Source organism: Micromonospora sp. RTGN7 (assembly GCF_033804645.1).
In the GTDB taxonomy this organism is placed as follows: Bacteria; Actinomycetota; Actinomycetes; order Mycobacteriales; family Micromonosporaceae; genus Micromonospora.
In genome coordinates this window covers 129,694-145,020 of the sequence record NZ_JAPZLF010000010.1, presented here as the reverse complement: position 1 = coordinate 145,020, position 15,327 = coordinate 129,694, and the positions used below count along the sequence as shown (strand labels likewise).

Genomic DNA, 15,327 nt, shown 5'->3' with positions numbered 1-15,327 from the left:
ATGACGGCGACACCGGCCGGCGGCCGCCACGGGAAACCGTGGCGCGCCGCCGGCGCGGCCGTCGTCGTCATCCTCGCCCTGGTGGGCGCCGGCATGGTCGGCGTCTCGATGCGCACCACCCCCGAACCCCGTCCGCCCCAGCCACTGGCCCAGGCCGGGCCCGCCGCCGACGCGATCGACCCCGACACGGGGTTGACGGGGCACGGGCTGCCGGTGGCCGGCCTGGACCGGGCCACGCCGACCACCATCGCGATCCCCCGGATCGAGGTCGACGCCCCGATCATGACCCTGGGCACCAACCCGGACGGCACCGTCCAGGTACCACCGCTGGAGCAAGCCCTCAACGCGGGCTGGTACTCCCCCGGGCCGAGCCCCGGCGAGATCGGCAACGCGGTGATCGTCGGGCACGTCGACTCGGCGAAGGTCGGCGGCCCCGCCGTCTTCTTCGAACTCGGAGCGCTGCGGCCGGGCGACACGGTCACGGTGTCCCGGGCCGACGGCAGCCGAGCCACGTTCACCGTCGAGGAGGTCAAGTCGTACCCGAAGGCCGACTTCCCGACCGAGCTGGTGTACGGCCCGAACGACCGGGCCGGCCTGCGCGTCGTCACCTGCGGCGGGCAGTTCGACCAGGACGCGAAGAGCTACGTGGAGAACGTCATCGTCTTCGCCACGATGACGGGCTGACCCGCCGGGACGGGCAGCCCGCGTGACGCGTCACGGCCGGTCGGTGTTCCCGACCGGCCGTGGCGCGTGTGAAACCGTCAGGCCCCCGAGGTCCGCACCAGGGTACGGATCTGGCGCAGCAGCACCGAGAGGGCCGCGAGATCCGACCGGGACTCGTCGAACTCCCCCATCGCCCGGTAGGCGCGGTGGATCGAGGTGGCGTTCGACTGTTCCCACTGCTGCACCCGCTCCTGCGGGGGCAGGCCGTCCGGGGTGGAGCCGAAGACCTCGGCGGTGAGCGCGGCCAGGGCGGCGTACAGGTCGTAGCGCAGCGCCATCCGGGCCAGCGTCTGCCAGCGGTCCTCCCGCGGCAGCAGGGAGATCTTCGACAGCAGGGAGTCGACCCGGAACCGGTCGGAGAGCATGAAGTAGACCGCGGCCACCTGGTCGACGTCCCGCCCGGTGCTCGCGGCAGTCTCCACCACGTCGAGCAGGCCGAAGCTGTACATCAGCCGGGTCGCCCGCTCGGCCAACTCGCGGGGCAACCCCTTCGACGTCATCGAGTCCATGTGGGTCGCGATGCCCTGCCGCTCACTGCCGTAGAAGAGGTTCTCCAGGCCCGGCAGCAACCGGGCCACCCCGTCGCGCAGCCGGGCGATCTCCGCCGGCACGTCGATCGGGGACCGCCGGTTGGTCACCAGCCAGCGCACCGCCCGGTCGAGCAGCCGCCGGGTGTCCAGGTAGGCGGCGGTCTGCAACTCCGGGTCGACCTTGTTGTCGAGAGCCTCGACCTCGGCCCAGAGCTCTCGCAGCCCGAACACCTCGCGGACCACCACATACGCCCGGATCACGTCGGCCGCCGACGCCGCGGTCTCCTCGACCACCCGGAAGACGAACGTGATGCCGCCCCGGTTGATCGCCTCGTTCACCAGCACGGTGGTGACGATTTCCCGGCGCAGCCGGTGCTGGCCCATCCGGTCGGCGAACCGCTTGCGCATCGGGGTCGGGAAGTAGTTGACCAGGACGTCGGTCGTCCACTCCTCGTCCGCGAGCCCCTCGGTGAGGATCTCCCGCTCCAACACGATCTTCACGTACGCGAGCAGCACCGCGAACTCCGGCGCGGTCATCCCGGCCTCGGTGCGGCCCGCCAACTCCTCGTCCGACGGCAGCGCCTCCAAGGCCCGGTCCAGCGCCCCCGAGCGCTCCAGCTCGCTGATCATCCGCCGGTGCACCGGGAGCAGCGAGGCAGCCTGGGCCTGGGAGTTGTTGACCGCCCTGGCCTGGTCGTAGTTGTCCCGCAACACCAGCTCGCCGACCTCTTCGGTCATCCCGGCCAGCAGCTCGTCGCGCTCCGGCCGGGTCAGCGCCTCGTCCGCGACCGCCGTGTTGAGCAGGATCTTGATGTTCACCTCGTGGTCGGAGCAGTCCACCCCGGCCGCGTTGTCGATGAAGTCGGTGTAGATCCGCCCGCCCGCGCGGGCGTACTCGATCCGCCCGAGCTGGGTGCAGCCCAGGTTGCCGCCCTCGCCGACCACCCGGCAGCGCAGCGCCTTGCCGTCCACCCGGATCGCGTCGTTGGACTTGTCGCCCACCTCCGCGTTGGTCTGGCTGGACGCCTTGATGTACGTGCCGATGCCGCCGTTCCAGAACAGGTCGACCGGAGCGGTCAGGATCGCCTTCATCAGCTCCTGCGGCGACAGCTGACTGACATCGTCGTCCAGCCCGAGCACCGCCCGGACCTGCGGCGACACCGGCACCGACTTCGCCGTACGCGGGTAGATCCCGCCGCCGTCGGAGATCAGCCCCGGGTCGTAGTCCTCCCAGGACGACCGGGGCACGTCGAACAGCCGCCTCCGCTCGGCGTACGAGGCGGCGGCGTCCGGCTCCGGGTCGAGGAAGATGTGCCGGTGGTCGAACGCGGCCACCAACCGGATGTGCTCGGAGAGCAGCATCCCGTTGCCGAACACGTCGCCGGACATGTCACCGACGCCGACCACGGTGAAGTCCTGGGTCTGGGTGTCGTGCCCCAGCTCCCGGAAGTGCCGCTTCACCGACTCCCAGGCACCCCGGGCGGTGATGCCCATCTTCTTGTGGTCGTAGCCCGCCGAGCCGCCGGAGGCGAACGCGTCGCCGAGCCAGAAGTCGTGCGCCTCGGAGATCTCGTTGGCGATGTCGGAGAACGTGGCAGTGCCCTTGTCGGCCGCCACGACCAGGTACGGGTCGTCCGGGTCGTGGCGCACCACGTCCTCGGGCGGCACGATCTCACCGGCGACGATGTTGTCGGTGACGTCGAGCATCGCGCCGACGAACTCCTGGTAGCAGGCGACCGCCTCGTCCCGGTCCCCCGGCTTCTGCTTGAGCACGAAGCCGCCCTTGGCGCCCACCGGCACGATCACGGCGTTCTTCACCATCTGCGCCTTGACCAGGCCGAGCACCTCGGTCCGGAAGTCCTCCCGCCGGTCGGACCAGCGCAGCCCGCCCCGGGCCACCGGCCCGAACCGCAGGTGCACGCCCTCGAACCGGGGCGAGTAGACGAAGATCTCGAACTTCGGCCGGGGGGCCGGCAGGTCCGGAATGGCCTGCGGGTCGAGCTTGAACGCCACGTACGGCTTCGGCCGGCCGCCGACCGGCTTGGCGTAGAAGCTGGTGCGCAGGGTGGCCTGGATCAGCGTCAGGTACGACCGCAGGATCCGGTCCTGGTCGAGGCTCGCCACGTCGTCCAGCGCCGCCCCGATCGACGTCACCAGCTCGCCGCTGCGCTCCCGGCGCTGCTCCACGGTCGCCTCCCCGGGCGCGAACCGGACCTCGAAGAGCTTCACCAGCAGCGCGGCGATCCGCGGGTAGGCGATGAACGTCTGCTCCATGTATTCCTGGGAGAAGACCGCCCCGGTCTGTCGCAGGTACTTCGCGTACGCCCGCAGCACCACCACCTGCCGCCAGGTGAGCCCGCCGCGCAGCACCAGCTCGTTGAAGCCGTCCACCTCGGCCTCGCCCCGCCACGCCGCCGCGAAGGCGTTCTCCACGTGCGGGCGCACCTCGGCAAGCTCCTGGTGCCCCTCCGGCAGCCGCAGCCCGAAGTCGTACAGCCAGATCCGGCCGTCGAGCCGCTCCACCTCGTACGGGTGCTCGTCGACCACCCGGACGCCGAGGGAGTGCAGCACCGGCAGCACCGCCGAGAGCATCATCGGCTCGCCGTACCGGTAGACCTTGAACCGGACGTCCATCGGCTCGTCCGCGCCCCGGCTGTTGGCGCGCGGGGCGTGCTGCTTGCGGAACAGGTGCATCTCCAGCTGGCCGGCCTCCTCCAGCAGCTCCAGCTTCGCCAGGTCCTTCATCGCCTCGTACGGGGTGTGCCCGTCCTTGTAGCCCTCGGGGAAGGCGTCGGCGTACCGGGCGAAGAGGTGCTTGGCCTGCTCGTCGCCGAGCTTGCGCTCCAGCACGAGGCGGTAGTCGTCGTCCCACAACCGGGTGGCGTCGGCCAACTCCTCGGCGAGCAGGTCCGCCTCGATCTCCCCCGGTGGCCGGGCCGGGTCGGTGCGGACGATGAAGTGCACCCGGGCCAGCATCGACTCGGTGACCCGGGTGGTGTAGTCCACCCCGACGCCGTTGAGCTCGCGCAGCAGGATGTCCTGCATGCGCAGCCGGTTCTGGGTGGTGAACCGGTCCCGGGGCAGGTAGATCAGGCAGGAGATGAACCGCCCGTACGCGTCGCGGCGCAGGAAGACCCGCAGCTGCCGGCGGCCCGCCATCCGCAGCACGCCGATCACCGCGTGGTACAGGTCCTCGGTCTTGATCTGGAACAGCTCGTCGCGGGGGTAGGTCTCCAGGATCTGGAGCAGATCCTTGCCGGAGTGGCTGCGCTGGCTCAACCCGGAGCGGTCCAGCACCTCGGCGACCTTGCGGCGGACCACCGGCAGCTCCCGGACGCTGGTCCGGTACGCCGCCGTGGAGAACAGCCCGAGGAAGCGCCGCTCGCCGACCACCTGGCCCGCGTCGTCAAAGATCTTGAAGCCGATGTAGTCGAGGTACGCCGAGCGGTGCACGGTGGCCCGCGAGTTCGCCTTGGTGATGATCAGCAGGCGCTTCTCCATCACCTTCTCGTGCGCCTCGGAGGTCATCGACGACAACGCCCGCGCCTCCGGGGAGTCCGAGCGCAGGATGCCCAGCCCGGTGCCGAGCACCGCCTCCAACGCCGGCCCCTCGCCGCCCGGGGCGTCGACCAGCCGGTACTCCCGGTACCCCAGGAAGGTGAAGTGGTCGTGCGCCAGCCAGCGCAGCAGCTCCACCGAGTCCGTGATGTCCTTCTCCGGCACCGGCGGCCGGCTGTCCGAGGTGCGCGCGGCGGCCAGGTCGTCGGCCAGGTCCAGGGCGCGCTGGCGCATCCTGGGCCAGTCCTCCACGGCCTCCCGCACGTCGGTGAGGACCCGCTGCAACTCGCGGCGCAGCTTCTCCCGCTCGCCGGCGTCGCGGACCGGGTCGATCTCGATCCGCATCCAGCTCTCGACCAGGTCCCCGGCGATCGCGTCGTCGGGCTCCACGTCCGCCGACACCTCGGTGAGCCGGCCCAGCGGCTCCCGGCGGACCACCACCAGCGGGTGAACCAGCAGGTGTACGTCGAGGTGGTGGGAGTTGAGCAGCGCCGTGACCGAGTCGACCAGGAACGGCATGTCGTCGGTGACGATCTCGATGACCGTGTGGTGCTGGTCGGCGTCCGGCTCGTGGATGCGCAGTTTCAGCTCGCCCGGCACCCGCTGGTTGGCCAGATCCCGGTGCGCGCTGGCGGCCTCGATCATCTCCTCGGCGGTGAACCCGATCAGTTCCTCGTCCGGGGCGAACCGCCAGAAGCGGCCGACCAGTGTCGCCGAGTCGTGGTCGTCGACGGCGAGCGCCACCGCCTGGGCGACCAGGCGCTCCGCGTTCGGCACCGCCTCGTCGAGCTCGGCGTCCTCGATATCGTCGGCCAGCGCCTCCACGGGCAGCCCGAGATCGTAGAGAGTGTCCGCAGACGAACCGGTCATCCCGGTAACGCCTGTGGCGAGCCGGCCGTAGCCGTCCCCGTCGGTCGCCGAGTCGAAACTGTCGTCCCGGCCGGTGTCAGCCTGCCGGGAGTCGAGTTCCGGTTTGATCGCCGGACGCCGGTCCATCGGTGCCACTCCCCTCGACGACCCACCACGTCGTGGGTCACTCTGCCGCCCAGCCTAGGCCCTGTCGGTTCGTGCGCTCGCCGGCGGACCTCCGGATCGGGACTCTGTCCTTTTACCCGTTGCAGATGCACGGTCGACCAACTGGGGAGTACCCCGGTCCACATGTTCATCACACCTTCACCACACCCTCTTTGCGCACGTGGCGGGCGGGGCAGTGGGTAGCGCGGGACCGTACTACCGTGGCGGGAGGTCCGAGATCCGAAAGGGCGGCCCATGCGTCTGTCGTACCCCCTCGCTGTCCCCCACCGACCACGCGCCCGTCGGGTGACCGCGGCGCTCGCGGCCACCGCGCTGGCCGCCGGCGCGTTGGTCGGCTGCTCGGGCGAGGACGGCCCGGAACGCACCGTGGACGCCTTCCTGTCCGGTTGGCGCAGCGGCGACCTCCAGGCGGTCGGCTTCGTCGACCCGACCGGGCGGAAGGTGCCCGCCGCCGACGTGACGCGGGAGATCCGGGACCTCTCCGGCGAGTTGGCGGCCACCCCACCGACGTTGCGCCGCACCGGTGCCCCGAAGATCGAAGCGAACATCGCGACCGCCGTGGTCCGGGTGGACTGGACCCTGCCCCCGAGCGGCACCCGCTGGGGGTACGACCGGCAGGTGCGGCTGACCCAGAGCGGCGACGACCAGTGGCAGGTCATCTGGGAACCGCAGGTGGTGCACGAACAGCTCACCCCGGGCGACCGGCTCGCGGTGCGCCGGGACGCCGCTCCCCGGGCCGGGGTGCTCGACGGGGCGGGTGCACCGATCGTGGCGCCCCGTCCGGTGATCCGCGTCGGGCTGCAACCGAGCGAGGTCACCGACGTGAAGACGGTGTCGGGCAAGCTCGACGCCGCGTTCCGGACGGTCCGGCCGGCGATCACCCCGCCGGTCGACCTCTCCGACCTGCCCAAGCGCCTCGCCGAGGCCGACCCGGGCGCGTTCGTCGAGGTGGTGACGTTACGCGACGAGGCGTACCGACAGATCCGCTCGCGGATCTACGACCTGCCCGGCACCAAGTTCCGGTCCGAGAAACTCGACCTGGCCCCCACCCGCGAGTTCGCCCGTGCGCTGCTGGGCTCGGTCGACCAGGCCCAGGCCGACGACCTGGCCGCCCACCCCGACCAGTACCAGCGGGGCGACCTGATCGGCCACGGCGGCCTCCAGGGCCGGTACGACGAGCAGTTGCGCGGCACGCCCGGGCTCACCGTGATCAGCGAGCGGCCGGGGCCGGACGGCACCGTCACGCCGACCGGCACGGAACTGTTCCGCCAGGAGCCGACGCCCGGCCAGGCGGTGCAGACCACCCTCGACGTGGCCACCCAGAACGCCGCCGACGCCGCGCTGCGCGGCGAGAAGCGCCGCGCCGCCCTGGTGGCGGTCCGGGTCGGCGACGGCGCGGTGCTGGCCGCCGCCAACGGGCCGGGCGCGGCCGGGGAGAACCTGGCCTTCACCGCCCAGGTGCCGCCCGGCTCGACGTTCAAGATGGTCAGTGCCCTCGGCCTGCTGGACCGCGGCGCGGTCACCCTGGACGGCCCGGTCGCCTGCCCGAAGACGTTCACGGTGGACGGCCGGTCGTTCAAGAACTCCGACAACTTCGTTCTCGGCACGGTGCCGTTCCGCACCGACTTCGCGAAGTCCTGCAACACGGCCTTCGCCGCGCTCGCCCCCGGACTCGGCGCGGACGGCCTCGCCCAGACCGGCCGGGCCCTCGGCCTGGAGGCCGAGTGGGACATCGGCGTGGACGCCTTCACCGGCAAGGTCTCCGTCAACGGCTCCCCCGCTGAGCAGGCCGCCGCCGCGTTCGGGCAGGGCACCACCGTGGTCAGCCCGCTGGCCATGGCCGCCGCCACCGCCGCCGTGGCCCGGGGCCGCTGGGAGCAACCGAAGCTGGTGCTCGACCCCGCCCCGGCTAAGGCCGCGCCCGCCGGGGCGCCCCTGAAGCCCGAGTCGGTCGAGCCGCTGCGGAAGATGATGCGCGAGGTGGTCACCGCCGGCACCGCCGGCACCCTCAAGGGCGTCCCCGGCGGCCCGGTGCACGGCAAGACCGGCACCGCCGAGTACGACGACAACCCCGCGCACACCCACTCCTGGTTCGTCGGTTGGCAGGGCGACGTGGCGTTCGCGGTCTTCGTGGAGCGGGGCGGGTCGAGCGCGGCCAGCGCCGTGCCCATCGCCGAGCGCTTCCTGCGCACCCTCGCCGCCTCCTGACCACGCCGCTCGCCCCGAACCGCCCGCCCCGAGCCGGCCCGCACCACCGGCTCGGAGCCCGCCACGCCCGGCTGCGCGCAAGTAGCGGGCAGCGGGCAGCGGGCAGCGGGATCGCTACGCGACGGGTCGCGGCGAATCCGGGCACGTCGCGGACGGCCCGACGGGCTCCAGCACCGGCCCCGACAGGCCATCGACGGGGTCCGCCGCTGCTGCTGCCGGATCAACGGATTCAACCGGTTCGGCGAGTTCAACCCGTTCAACCGGTTCAGCGGGCACGGCGGGGACCGCAGGAACGGCGACGGGGACCGCGGATTGTGGCACGTCGGACAGGTGGGGCGCCTCAGACCAGTACGACGTCTGGGTCGGGAAGTCCGCAGCGCCGGGGAAGGCGGGGCGGACGTCCGCGCGGCGCGGGGCGGGGGCCGCCGAGAGTAGCCGGGGCGGGACCGCGCGCGGGGCGGTCACCGGGGCCAGCCCGGCCACCACCGTGTTGACGATCTCGGCGGCGTACGCCCCGTCGGAGTCGTAGTCGGGGTCGAAGACGGTCAGCTCGACGCCGAGGCAGTGCGGAGTGTCCACCAGGCCGGTGAGCAGGATCTCCAGCTCGGCGAAGGCGATCCCGCCCGGGTCCGGGGCGTCCACCGCCGGCATCACCGCCGGGTCGAGCACGTCCACGTCGACGTGCACCCAGTACCCGGCGCAGTCGGCCAGCTCCTCGTGCGCCCACTGGGCGGTGCGGGCCGCGCCCTCGGCGCGCAGCGCCGGCACCGGCCGGGTGGTGATCCCGGCGGCCTGGAGGTCGAGGCGGTACTCGTCCTGGGCCCGGATGCCGAGGACCACCACGTCGATGTCGCGGAAGTACGGCCGGCGTCCCTCGATGGCGGCCAGGTCGGCCTGCCCGCGCCCGGTGACCAGGGCCAGATCCTCCCCCGCCGCCGCGCCGACGTAGGAGGCGTTGCCGGGGTGCCGGAAGTCGGAGTGGCCGTCGACGAAGATCAGCCCGATCCGGCCGCCGACCGCCTCACCGAGGCGGTGCATGGCCAGCGCCGAGCCGAGCAGGATCGAACAGTCCCCACCGAGCACCAGCGGGAACTCTCCACGGTCGATGATCGCGCCAATCCGGTCGGCCAGCGCGGCCGAGTACGCGGCGATCTCCGGGGCGTGGCAGACGCCGTCGCCGGGGCGCCAGTCGCCCGGGTCGTACCGGGGCGAGGTGAGGCAGCCGGCGTCGCGGGCCCGCAGCCGGGCCAGCAGGCCCTGGTCGCGCAGCGCGCCGGGGGCCTTGCCGCAGCCGGGGACGGCGGTGGGGGTGGGCGGGCGCAACCCGAGGTTGGACGGCGCATCGAGGACGGCGATCCGGCGCATCATGGGCTCCCGTCCTCGTGGGTCACGCGGGCCGGCGAACGCCGGCCCGCGCTGGCGTACGGCAGAACTCAGAACAGGGCGCTGGCCAGGGCCCGACGGGCGGCGGCGACGGCGGGGTCGTCCGGCCCGGCGACGCTGAAGAGGCTGACCAGGTGCTGGCGTACCTGCTCCCGGTCCTCCCCGGCGGTGCGGCGGACCAGGCCGACCAGGCGCTGGTATGCCTGCTCGGCCATCCCGCTGAGCACCTCGATGTCGGCGGCGAGCAGTTGGGCGGCGACGTCGTCGGGGTTGGCCTGGGCGGTGGCGAGCGCCGCGCCCGGGTCGGCACCGGCGACCCGGCGGGAGAGCCCCACCTGGGCGAGACCCGCCTGGGCCGCGGCGTCCGCCGGCGACTCGGCGAGGATCTTCCGGTACGCCTGCTCGGCGGCATCCAGATCGCCGCTCATCAGCGCGTCGTCGGCCTCGTCGAGGCGCGGGTCCTCCGGCTCGGCGACGGTGGCGCCTCCGGCCTTGAGCACGGCGCCGAGCCACTGGCGCAGCTGGGCCTCGGGGACCACCCCCGGGAACGCGTCGACGGGTCGCCCGCCGACCACGGCGTAGACGGTGGGAATCGCCTGCACCTGGAACATCTGAGCGATCCGGGGGTTCTCCTGGACGTCGACCCGGGCCAGCACCCAGGCACCGCCGTCCTCGGCCGCCAGCCGCTCCAGCACCGGCGCGAACTGCTCGCTCTCCGGGTATCCGGCCGCGCCGAAGAAGACAACCACGGGTGTGGCCATCGACCGTTCGAGCACCTCGGACTGGAGAGTCGCCTCTGTCACGTCGACCACGGCGGCCCCGCCGCCGGTGGCGACGCCGCCCGGCAGACCGGAGGGCGGGCCGGAGGACGGGCCGGCCTGGGCCGGTGTGGTGGAACGGGTGGAGGCCGGTGCCGTGCCGCGCAGTGCGCTGAGGTCGACCGCGCCGCGGGTGAAGATCGACGAGGTGATCCGTGGGTCGCTCATGGTTATCTAGTCTCGCACGACCGCCGCCCAACTCAGATCAACCGCGACGGCGACAACTGTGACTCTCACAGCTGCTCACCACCCCTCTCCCCACCCCTCTCCCCACCCACCCCCACCTCACGCACCCACACCCCACCCCCACCCCCACCCCCACCCCACCCACCACGCCGCGATCTTGCAGTTGCGGCCCACCTGATGCGGCTTTCGCGGCTTTCGTCCGGGCCGCAAGTGCAAGATCGCGGAGACCCGGGGGTGGGGTGGGGGTGGGGGTTGGGGGTGGGGGTTGGGTTGGGGTGGGGTTAGAAGCGGGCGGGTTCGCGGTAGGTGCCCCACTCGGCGCGGAGCGCGTCGCAGATCTCGCCGAGGGTGGCCTCGGCGCGGGCGGCGTCGAGCATGGCCGGGATCATGTTCTCCCCGGTGCGGCTCAGCTCGACCATCCGGGCCACCGCCGCCGTGACGGCGGCGTCGTCGCGGGCTGTCTTGCGCTCGGTCAGCGCCCGGCGCTGCTCCACCTCCACCTCGTGCGAGATGCGCAGGATCTCCAGGTCCTTGGTGATCGTGCCGGTGTGACAGTTGAGCCCGACGACCCGTTTGTCGCCCTTCTCCAGCGCCTGCTGGTGGACGAAGGCCGACTCGGCGATGTGCCCGGTGAACCAGCCGTCCTCGATGCCGCGCAGGATGCCGGAGGTCATCGGGCCGATCTGGTGCGGGCCCTCGCCGCCGAGCTGCCGGATCCGGGCGAAGATCTCCTCCGCCTCGGCCTCGATCTTGTCGGTGAGCGCCTCGACGTACCAGGACCCACCCAGCGGGTCCGCCACGTTGGTCACCCCGGTCTCCTCCATCAGCACCTGCTGGGTACGCAGGGCGATCTCGGCGGACTCGTCGGTGGGCAGCGCCAGGGTCTCGTCCAGGGCGTTGGTGTGCAGCGAGTTGGTGCCGCCGAGCACCGCCGCGAGCGCCTCGACGGCGGTACGGACCACGTTGTTGACCGGCTGCTGTGCGGTCAGCGACACCCCGGCGGTCTGGGTGTGGAACCGCAGCCAGAGCGCCTTCTCGCTGGTAGCACCGTAGACGTCGCGCAGCCAGCGGGCCCAGATCCGGCGGGCGGCCCGGAACTTGGCGATCTCCTCGAAGAAGTCGACGTGTGAGTCGAAGAAGAAGCTCAGGCCGGGCGCGAAGACGTTGACGTCCAGCCCCCGGGAGAGCCCCAGCTCGACGTAACCGAAGCCGTCGGCGAGCGTGTACGCCAGCTCCTGCGCGGCGGTCGAGCCGGCCTCGCGGATGTGGTACCCGGAGACCGAGAGCGGCTTGTACCGGGGGATCTCGGAGGCGCAGTACTCCATCAGGTCGCCGATCAGGCGCAGGTGCGGCTCGGGGTCGAAGAGCCATTCCTTCTGCGCGATGTACTCCTTGAAGATGTCCGTCTGGAGGGTGCCGTCCAGGGTGGACAGGTCGGCGCCCTGCCGCTCGGCGGCGACCAGGTACATGCAGAACACCGGCACGGCCGGGCCGGAGATGGTCATCGAGGTGGTGACGCCGGCCAGGTCGATGCCGTCGAAGAGCGCCTCCATGTCGGCGGCCGTGTCGATGGCCACCCCGCAGTGCCCGACCTCGCCGAGTGCCTGCGGGTCGTCGGAGTCCCGGCCCATCAGGGTGGGCATGTCGAAGGCGACGGAGAGCCCGCCGCCGCCCGCGCCGAGGATCATCTTGTAGCGCTCGTTGGTCTGCCGGGCGTTGCCGAAGCCGGCGAACTGCCGGATGGTCCAGGTCCGCCCCCGGTAACCGGTCGGGTACAACCCCCGGGTGTACGGGAACTCGCCCGGCCAGCCGATCCGCTCGAATCCCGGGTAGGTGACGCCCTCCGGCGGCCCGTAGACCGGGTCGACGGTCATCCCGGAGAGCGTGGTGAAGTCGGCGTCCCGCTTGCGTGCGGCGTCGTAGCGGGCCTGCCAGCGTGCCCGTCCGGCAGCGATCTCGTCGGCGTCCATGCGCGGGGCTCCTCCTCGGGTCCTGGTCAGAAGACCGAGTGTAGAACCCGGAGCTGAACGATCGCTAAGGAAGTTGGTACCGGCTGGTAACCGACCGGCCCGGACCCGCCGCCAGGTTCAGCTCGGCGGCAGACCGAGGGCGTGGGCCGCGTCAGTGAGCGTGCTGGCGCTGGCCAGCGGGCGGCACCCGTCGGCGTCGTTCAGGTGCACCCGGCAGCCGTCCCGGTCGAGCTGGACGATCACCTCGTCGCCGGGAAAGCAGCCGGCCAGCCCGAGGATCAGCGGCACCGGGTCGACCGGCGGCGCGGTGGCGGGCGCGTGCGGGACGACGATCGGCCGGTCGGCGACAGCGGGCACGGCGGCGGTGACCGCGTTGTCCAGATACTCCAGGCAGAACGCGAGGGCCGCCTCGACCGAGGGGCGTACCGGGGGTGCGAGCCGGTCGACCGGGGTGCCGGGCGGCACCAGCTCGACGTTCCACGAGGAGTCCGGCCGGATCGCCGGGTCGTGGCCGAGGTCGTGCCGGTGGTCCCGGACGCTGACGGCGAGCGTCAGCCCGAGCCCGGTGGCGAGCCGGGCCAGCACCGCCAGCGACGGTACGTCGGGCGGGTCGGCGACGACGATCAGCCGGGCACCGGGTCGGCCGGCACCGGCCGAGGCGACGAACCGCGCCACCGGGTCGAGGTGCGGCGGGACGACGCTCAGGCCCGCCACCAGCAGGACCGAGAGGGGCTGGCCTCCGTCGGCCTCGATCAGCTCGTGGGGGCGTACCCCGAAGGTGCTGGCCTGGCCGGCGAGCCGGTAGCGGCCGGCGAGCCGGTGCAGTTGCGGGCCCGGCGTCGGGTCGACCGGCACGGCACCCGGCTCGCCGGGGCAGGGCTGCCAGAGTTCGTGTCGGGCCCGGGTGCGCAGGTCGGCGAGGGTGACGGTGACCGCCCGATAGAGGCGACGGCCGCCCCGGCAGGTGGTGCAGTCGAAGACCGACGGCGCGAACCCGGCACCGGAGCAGTGGGCGCAGCCCGGGTCGGCCGGCTCACCGCCCAACGTGCAGTCACACTGGTGCAGCCTGCTGTCCGGCGCGCAGTCGCCGCAGGTGACGTACCCGATCGGGGGGCCCTGCCACGACGGGGCGGGTGGTTCGGCGGCGCGGCGCAGCGGTCTCCGGCGGCGGCGGGCCACCTGGCCGGTGTCGCGTTCGTGCAGCACGTCGACGCATCCGCCGGGCAGCAGCCGGGTGTGCGACCAGCGCCCGTCCCGCCAGATCGCCTGCGCGGCCGGCGCGCGCCGCAGGTCGGCCCGGACCCGGCGGGCGAGCCGGTCGAGGTCGGTCGCCAGCGGTGCCGACCGGCGCCCCGGCCGGGGCACGATGCTGTACGCGGGCGCAGCGCGGCCCCGCTCGCCGAGCCCGGTCAGCGCGTCGGCAACACTGGTTGTGGTGAGCGCGGCCGGCAGGTCGAGCGCGTAGCCCCGGCCCTCCTCCGGCACACTGCCGCCGGGCACCTCGAAGCGGACGTGCCAGGTGATGTCGGTGCGGGTCTGCCTGCGGGCCTCGACCACCAGGTCCAGGCAGAGCAGGGCGGCGAGCTCGCAGAACCGTTCGAGCTGCTGGGCTGGTGAGGTGGTCGGCGGCGCGTAGGACCGTCCTAGGAAGACTCGCCACGGCCGGTGGTACCGGCGGGCGATGGCCTGCGCCACCATGGCGTCCCGCTGCGGCGCGGGCAGGTCGGGGTGCCACGCCCGGTCGAGCGGCAGGACGAGTTCCGCCTCCTCCCAGGGCTGCCGGGGCGGGTCGACCAGGCCGCCCGCGCCGGCCGCTGCGGTCAGCTCGGCCAGCAGCGGGGTCAACTCCAACCGCCAGCCGCCGCCCGGGTCAGGCGTCGGCAACACACTCCCGGGTACGACGTTGACCGAGGCCACCGCCCCGGTGTCAAGGTTCGCGACGGTCAACACGAGCTGCGCTCGGCGTACGCCCTGCCGCCCGCAGTCGAAGCAGCCCTGCGCCACCGTGCCGAGCCCGTCGCAGAGCAGGCAGCCCTGATAGGCCTCGCCGGCGACGTCGCCGGACTCGACCAGGAGCCGGTTGCCACCGTCGGTGCAGTGGCACACCGTGAGGGTGAAGGTGAGGCCGGAGCAGGTGGTGCAGGTGAGCACCGGCGGGCCGGTCGTTGCTCGCCCGGTCATCGGGTCAGCCGCCGGGTGCAGGGGCCGTCATGCTGGGCCCGGAGCAGGCAGCGCCGGCCGCCGGTCAACCGCCGGTCGCAGAAGACCCGATGGCGTAGGTTCTGGTCGTCCTCGGCCGAGACGGTGGTCTCGCCGGGGTCAGCCTGGGTGAGCACGCCCGCCCAGCGGGCGACCACCCGGGCCAGCCGGACCGCGCCGGACAGGTCCCCGGCGACCACGGGCAGATGGATGACGAAGCGCTCCCCGGCGGCGGCCATCAGTGGAACCGCCCCTCGTTGACCAGCCGCCGCGCCTGGTCGGACTGCCAGGTGCGCAATGCGTCCTTGATCCGGGCCGACTCCTGGCGGCTGTCGCCGAGCGCCTGGTAGACGGCGGCGAGGTCGTCGGCGACCCGGTCGAGGAAGTCGGCCACCTCCTGCGGGTCGAGCCCGCGCCGACCGAACGGGGTCCACCCGAAGGACCGTCCCCGCACCTGCCAGGGGCGCAGCAGGGAATAGCTGGTGGAGCGGTAGTTGCCGGGCCGGTTGGGGGGCCGGCTCCGCTGGTGCCGACCGCGTCGCTGGTGCCATCCGAGTCGCCGGAGGTTCAGCCGCACGACGTCCCGCCTCTCTGTCGCAGGGGTGTTGTTGGAAGGGGTGTGGTTGGAAGGGGTAGGCCCGCCCGCCCGCCGCGCACGGGCGGACCCACCCCGCCCTGCCACCGCAGCTCAGATCAGCAGTACGGCAGCAGGGCCGC

9 protein-coding genes are annotated in these 15,327 nt (G+C 72.9%); 2 read left to right on the top strand and 7 right to left on the bottom strand.

The features are described 5' to 3' along the window. Positions 1 to 684, top strand: a complete 684-nt coding sequence (locus tag SNR22_RS17190) for a class F sortase (protein ID WP_320067593.1) — start codon at positions 1 to 3, stop codon at positions 682 to 684. 77 nt (positions 685 to 761) lie between these two features. On the opposite strand, the gene SNR22_RS17185 is transcribed toward SNR22_RS17190, so the two are convergent. Further along, positions 762 to 5,807 (bottom strand): NAD-glutamate dehydrogenase, encoded by a 5,046-nt coding sequence (locus SNR22_RS17185; RefSeq protein ID WP_320067592.1) that lies wholly within the window; start codon positions 5,805 to 5,807, stop codon positions 762 to 764. A gap of 273 nt (positions 5,808 to 6,080) precedes the next feature. On the opposite strand from SNR22_RS17185, the gene SNR22_RS17180 reads away from it, so the two are divergent. Further along, positions 6,081 to 8,054: a penicillin-binding transpeptidase domain-containing protein gene (locus tag SNR22_RS17180; RefSeq protein WP_320067591.1), complete on the top strand. Its 1,974-nt coding sequence runs from the start codon at positions 6,081 to 6,083 to the stop codon at positions 8,052 to 8,054. Between the two features lie 114 nt (positions 8,055 to 8,168). On the opposite strand, the gene SNR22_RS17175 is transcribed toward SNR22_RS17180, so the two are convergent. The 6 genes from SNR22_RS17175 to SNR22_RS17150 form a co-directional block, all read right to left on the bottom strand. Further along, a complete protein-coding gene (locus SNR22_RS17175) occupies positions 8,169 to 9,422 on the bottom strand; it encodes an arginase family protein (RefSeq protein WP_320067590.1) in 1,254 nt (417 codons plus the stop codon). Positions 9,423 to 9,487: 65 nt separating this feature from the next. Then, entirely contained in the window at positions 9,488 to 10,423 is a 936-nt protein-coding gene (locus SNR22_RS17170; protein WP_320067589.1) for a tetratricopeptide repeat protein, read from the bottom strand. Between the two features lie 299 nt (positions 10,424 to 10,722). After that, on the bottom strand, positions 10,723 to 12,411 hold the full coding sequence (locus SNR22_RS17165; protein ID WP_320067588.1) for a methylmalonyl-CoA mutase: 1,689 nt from the start codon (positions 12,409 to 12,411) through the stop codon (positions 10,723 to 10,725). Positions 12,412 to 12,528: 117 nt separating this feature from the next. Then, positions 12,529 to 14,592 (bottom strand): hypothetical protein, encoded by a 2,064-nt coding sequence (locus SNR22_RS17160; RefSeq protein WP_320067587.1) that lies wholly within the window; start codon positions 14,590 to 14,592, stop codon positions 12,529 to 12,531. Continuing rightward, positions 14,589 to 14,849, bottom strand: a complete 261-nt coding sequence (locus tag SNR22_RS17155) for a hypothetical protein (protein ID WP_320067586.1) — start codon at positions 14,847 to 14,849, stop codon at positions 14,589 to 14,591. Before SNR22_RS17155 ends, SNR22_RS17160 begins: the two co-directional genes overlap by 4 nt. Next, positions 14,849 to 15,187: a DivIVA domain-containing protein gene (locus SNR22_RS17150; RefSeq protein WP_320067585.1), complete on the bottom strand. Its 339-nt coding sequence runs from the start codon at positions 15,185 to 15,187 to the stop codon at positions 14,849 to 14,851. Before SNR22_RS17150 ends, SNR22_RS17155 begins: the two co-directional genes overlap by 1 nt. Positions 15,188 to 15,327: the final 140 nt, after the last annotated feature.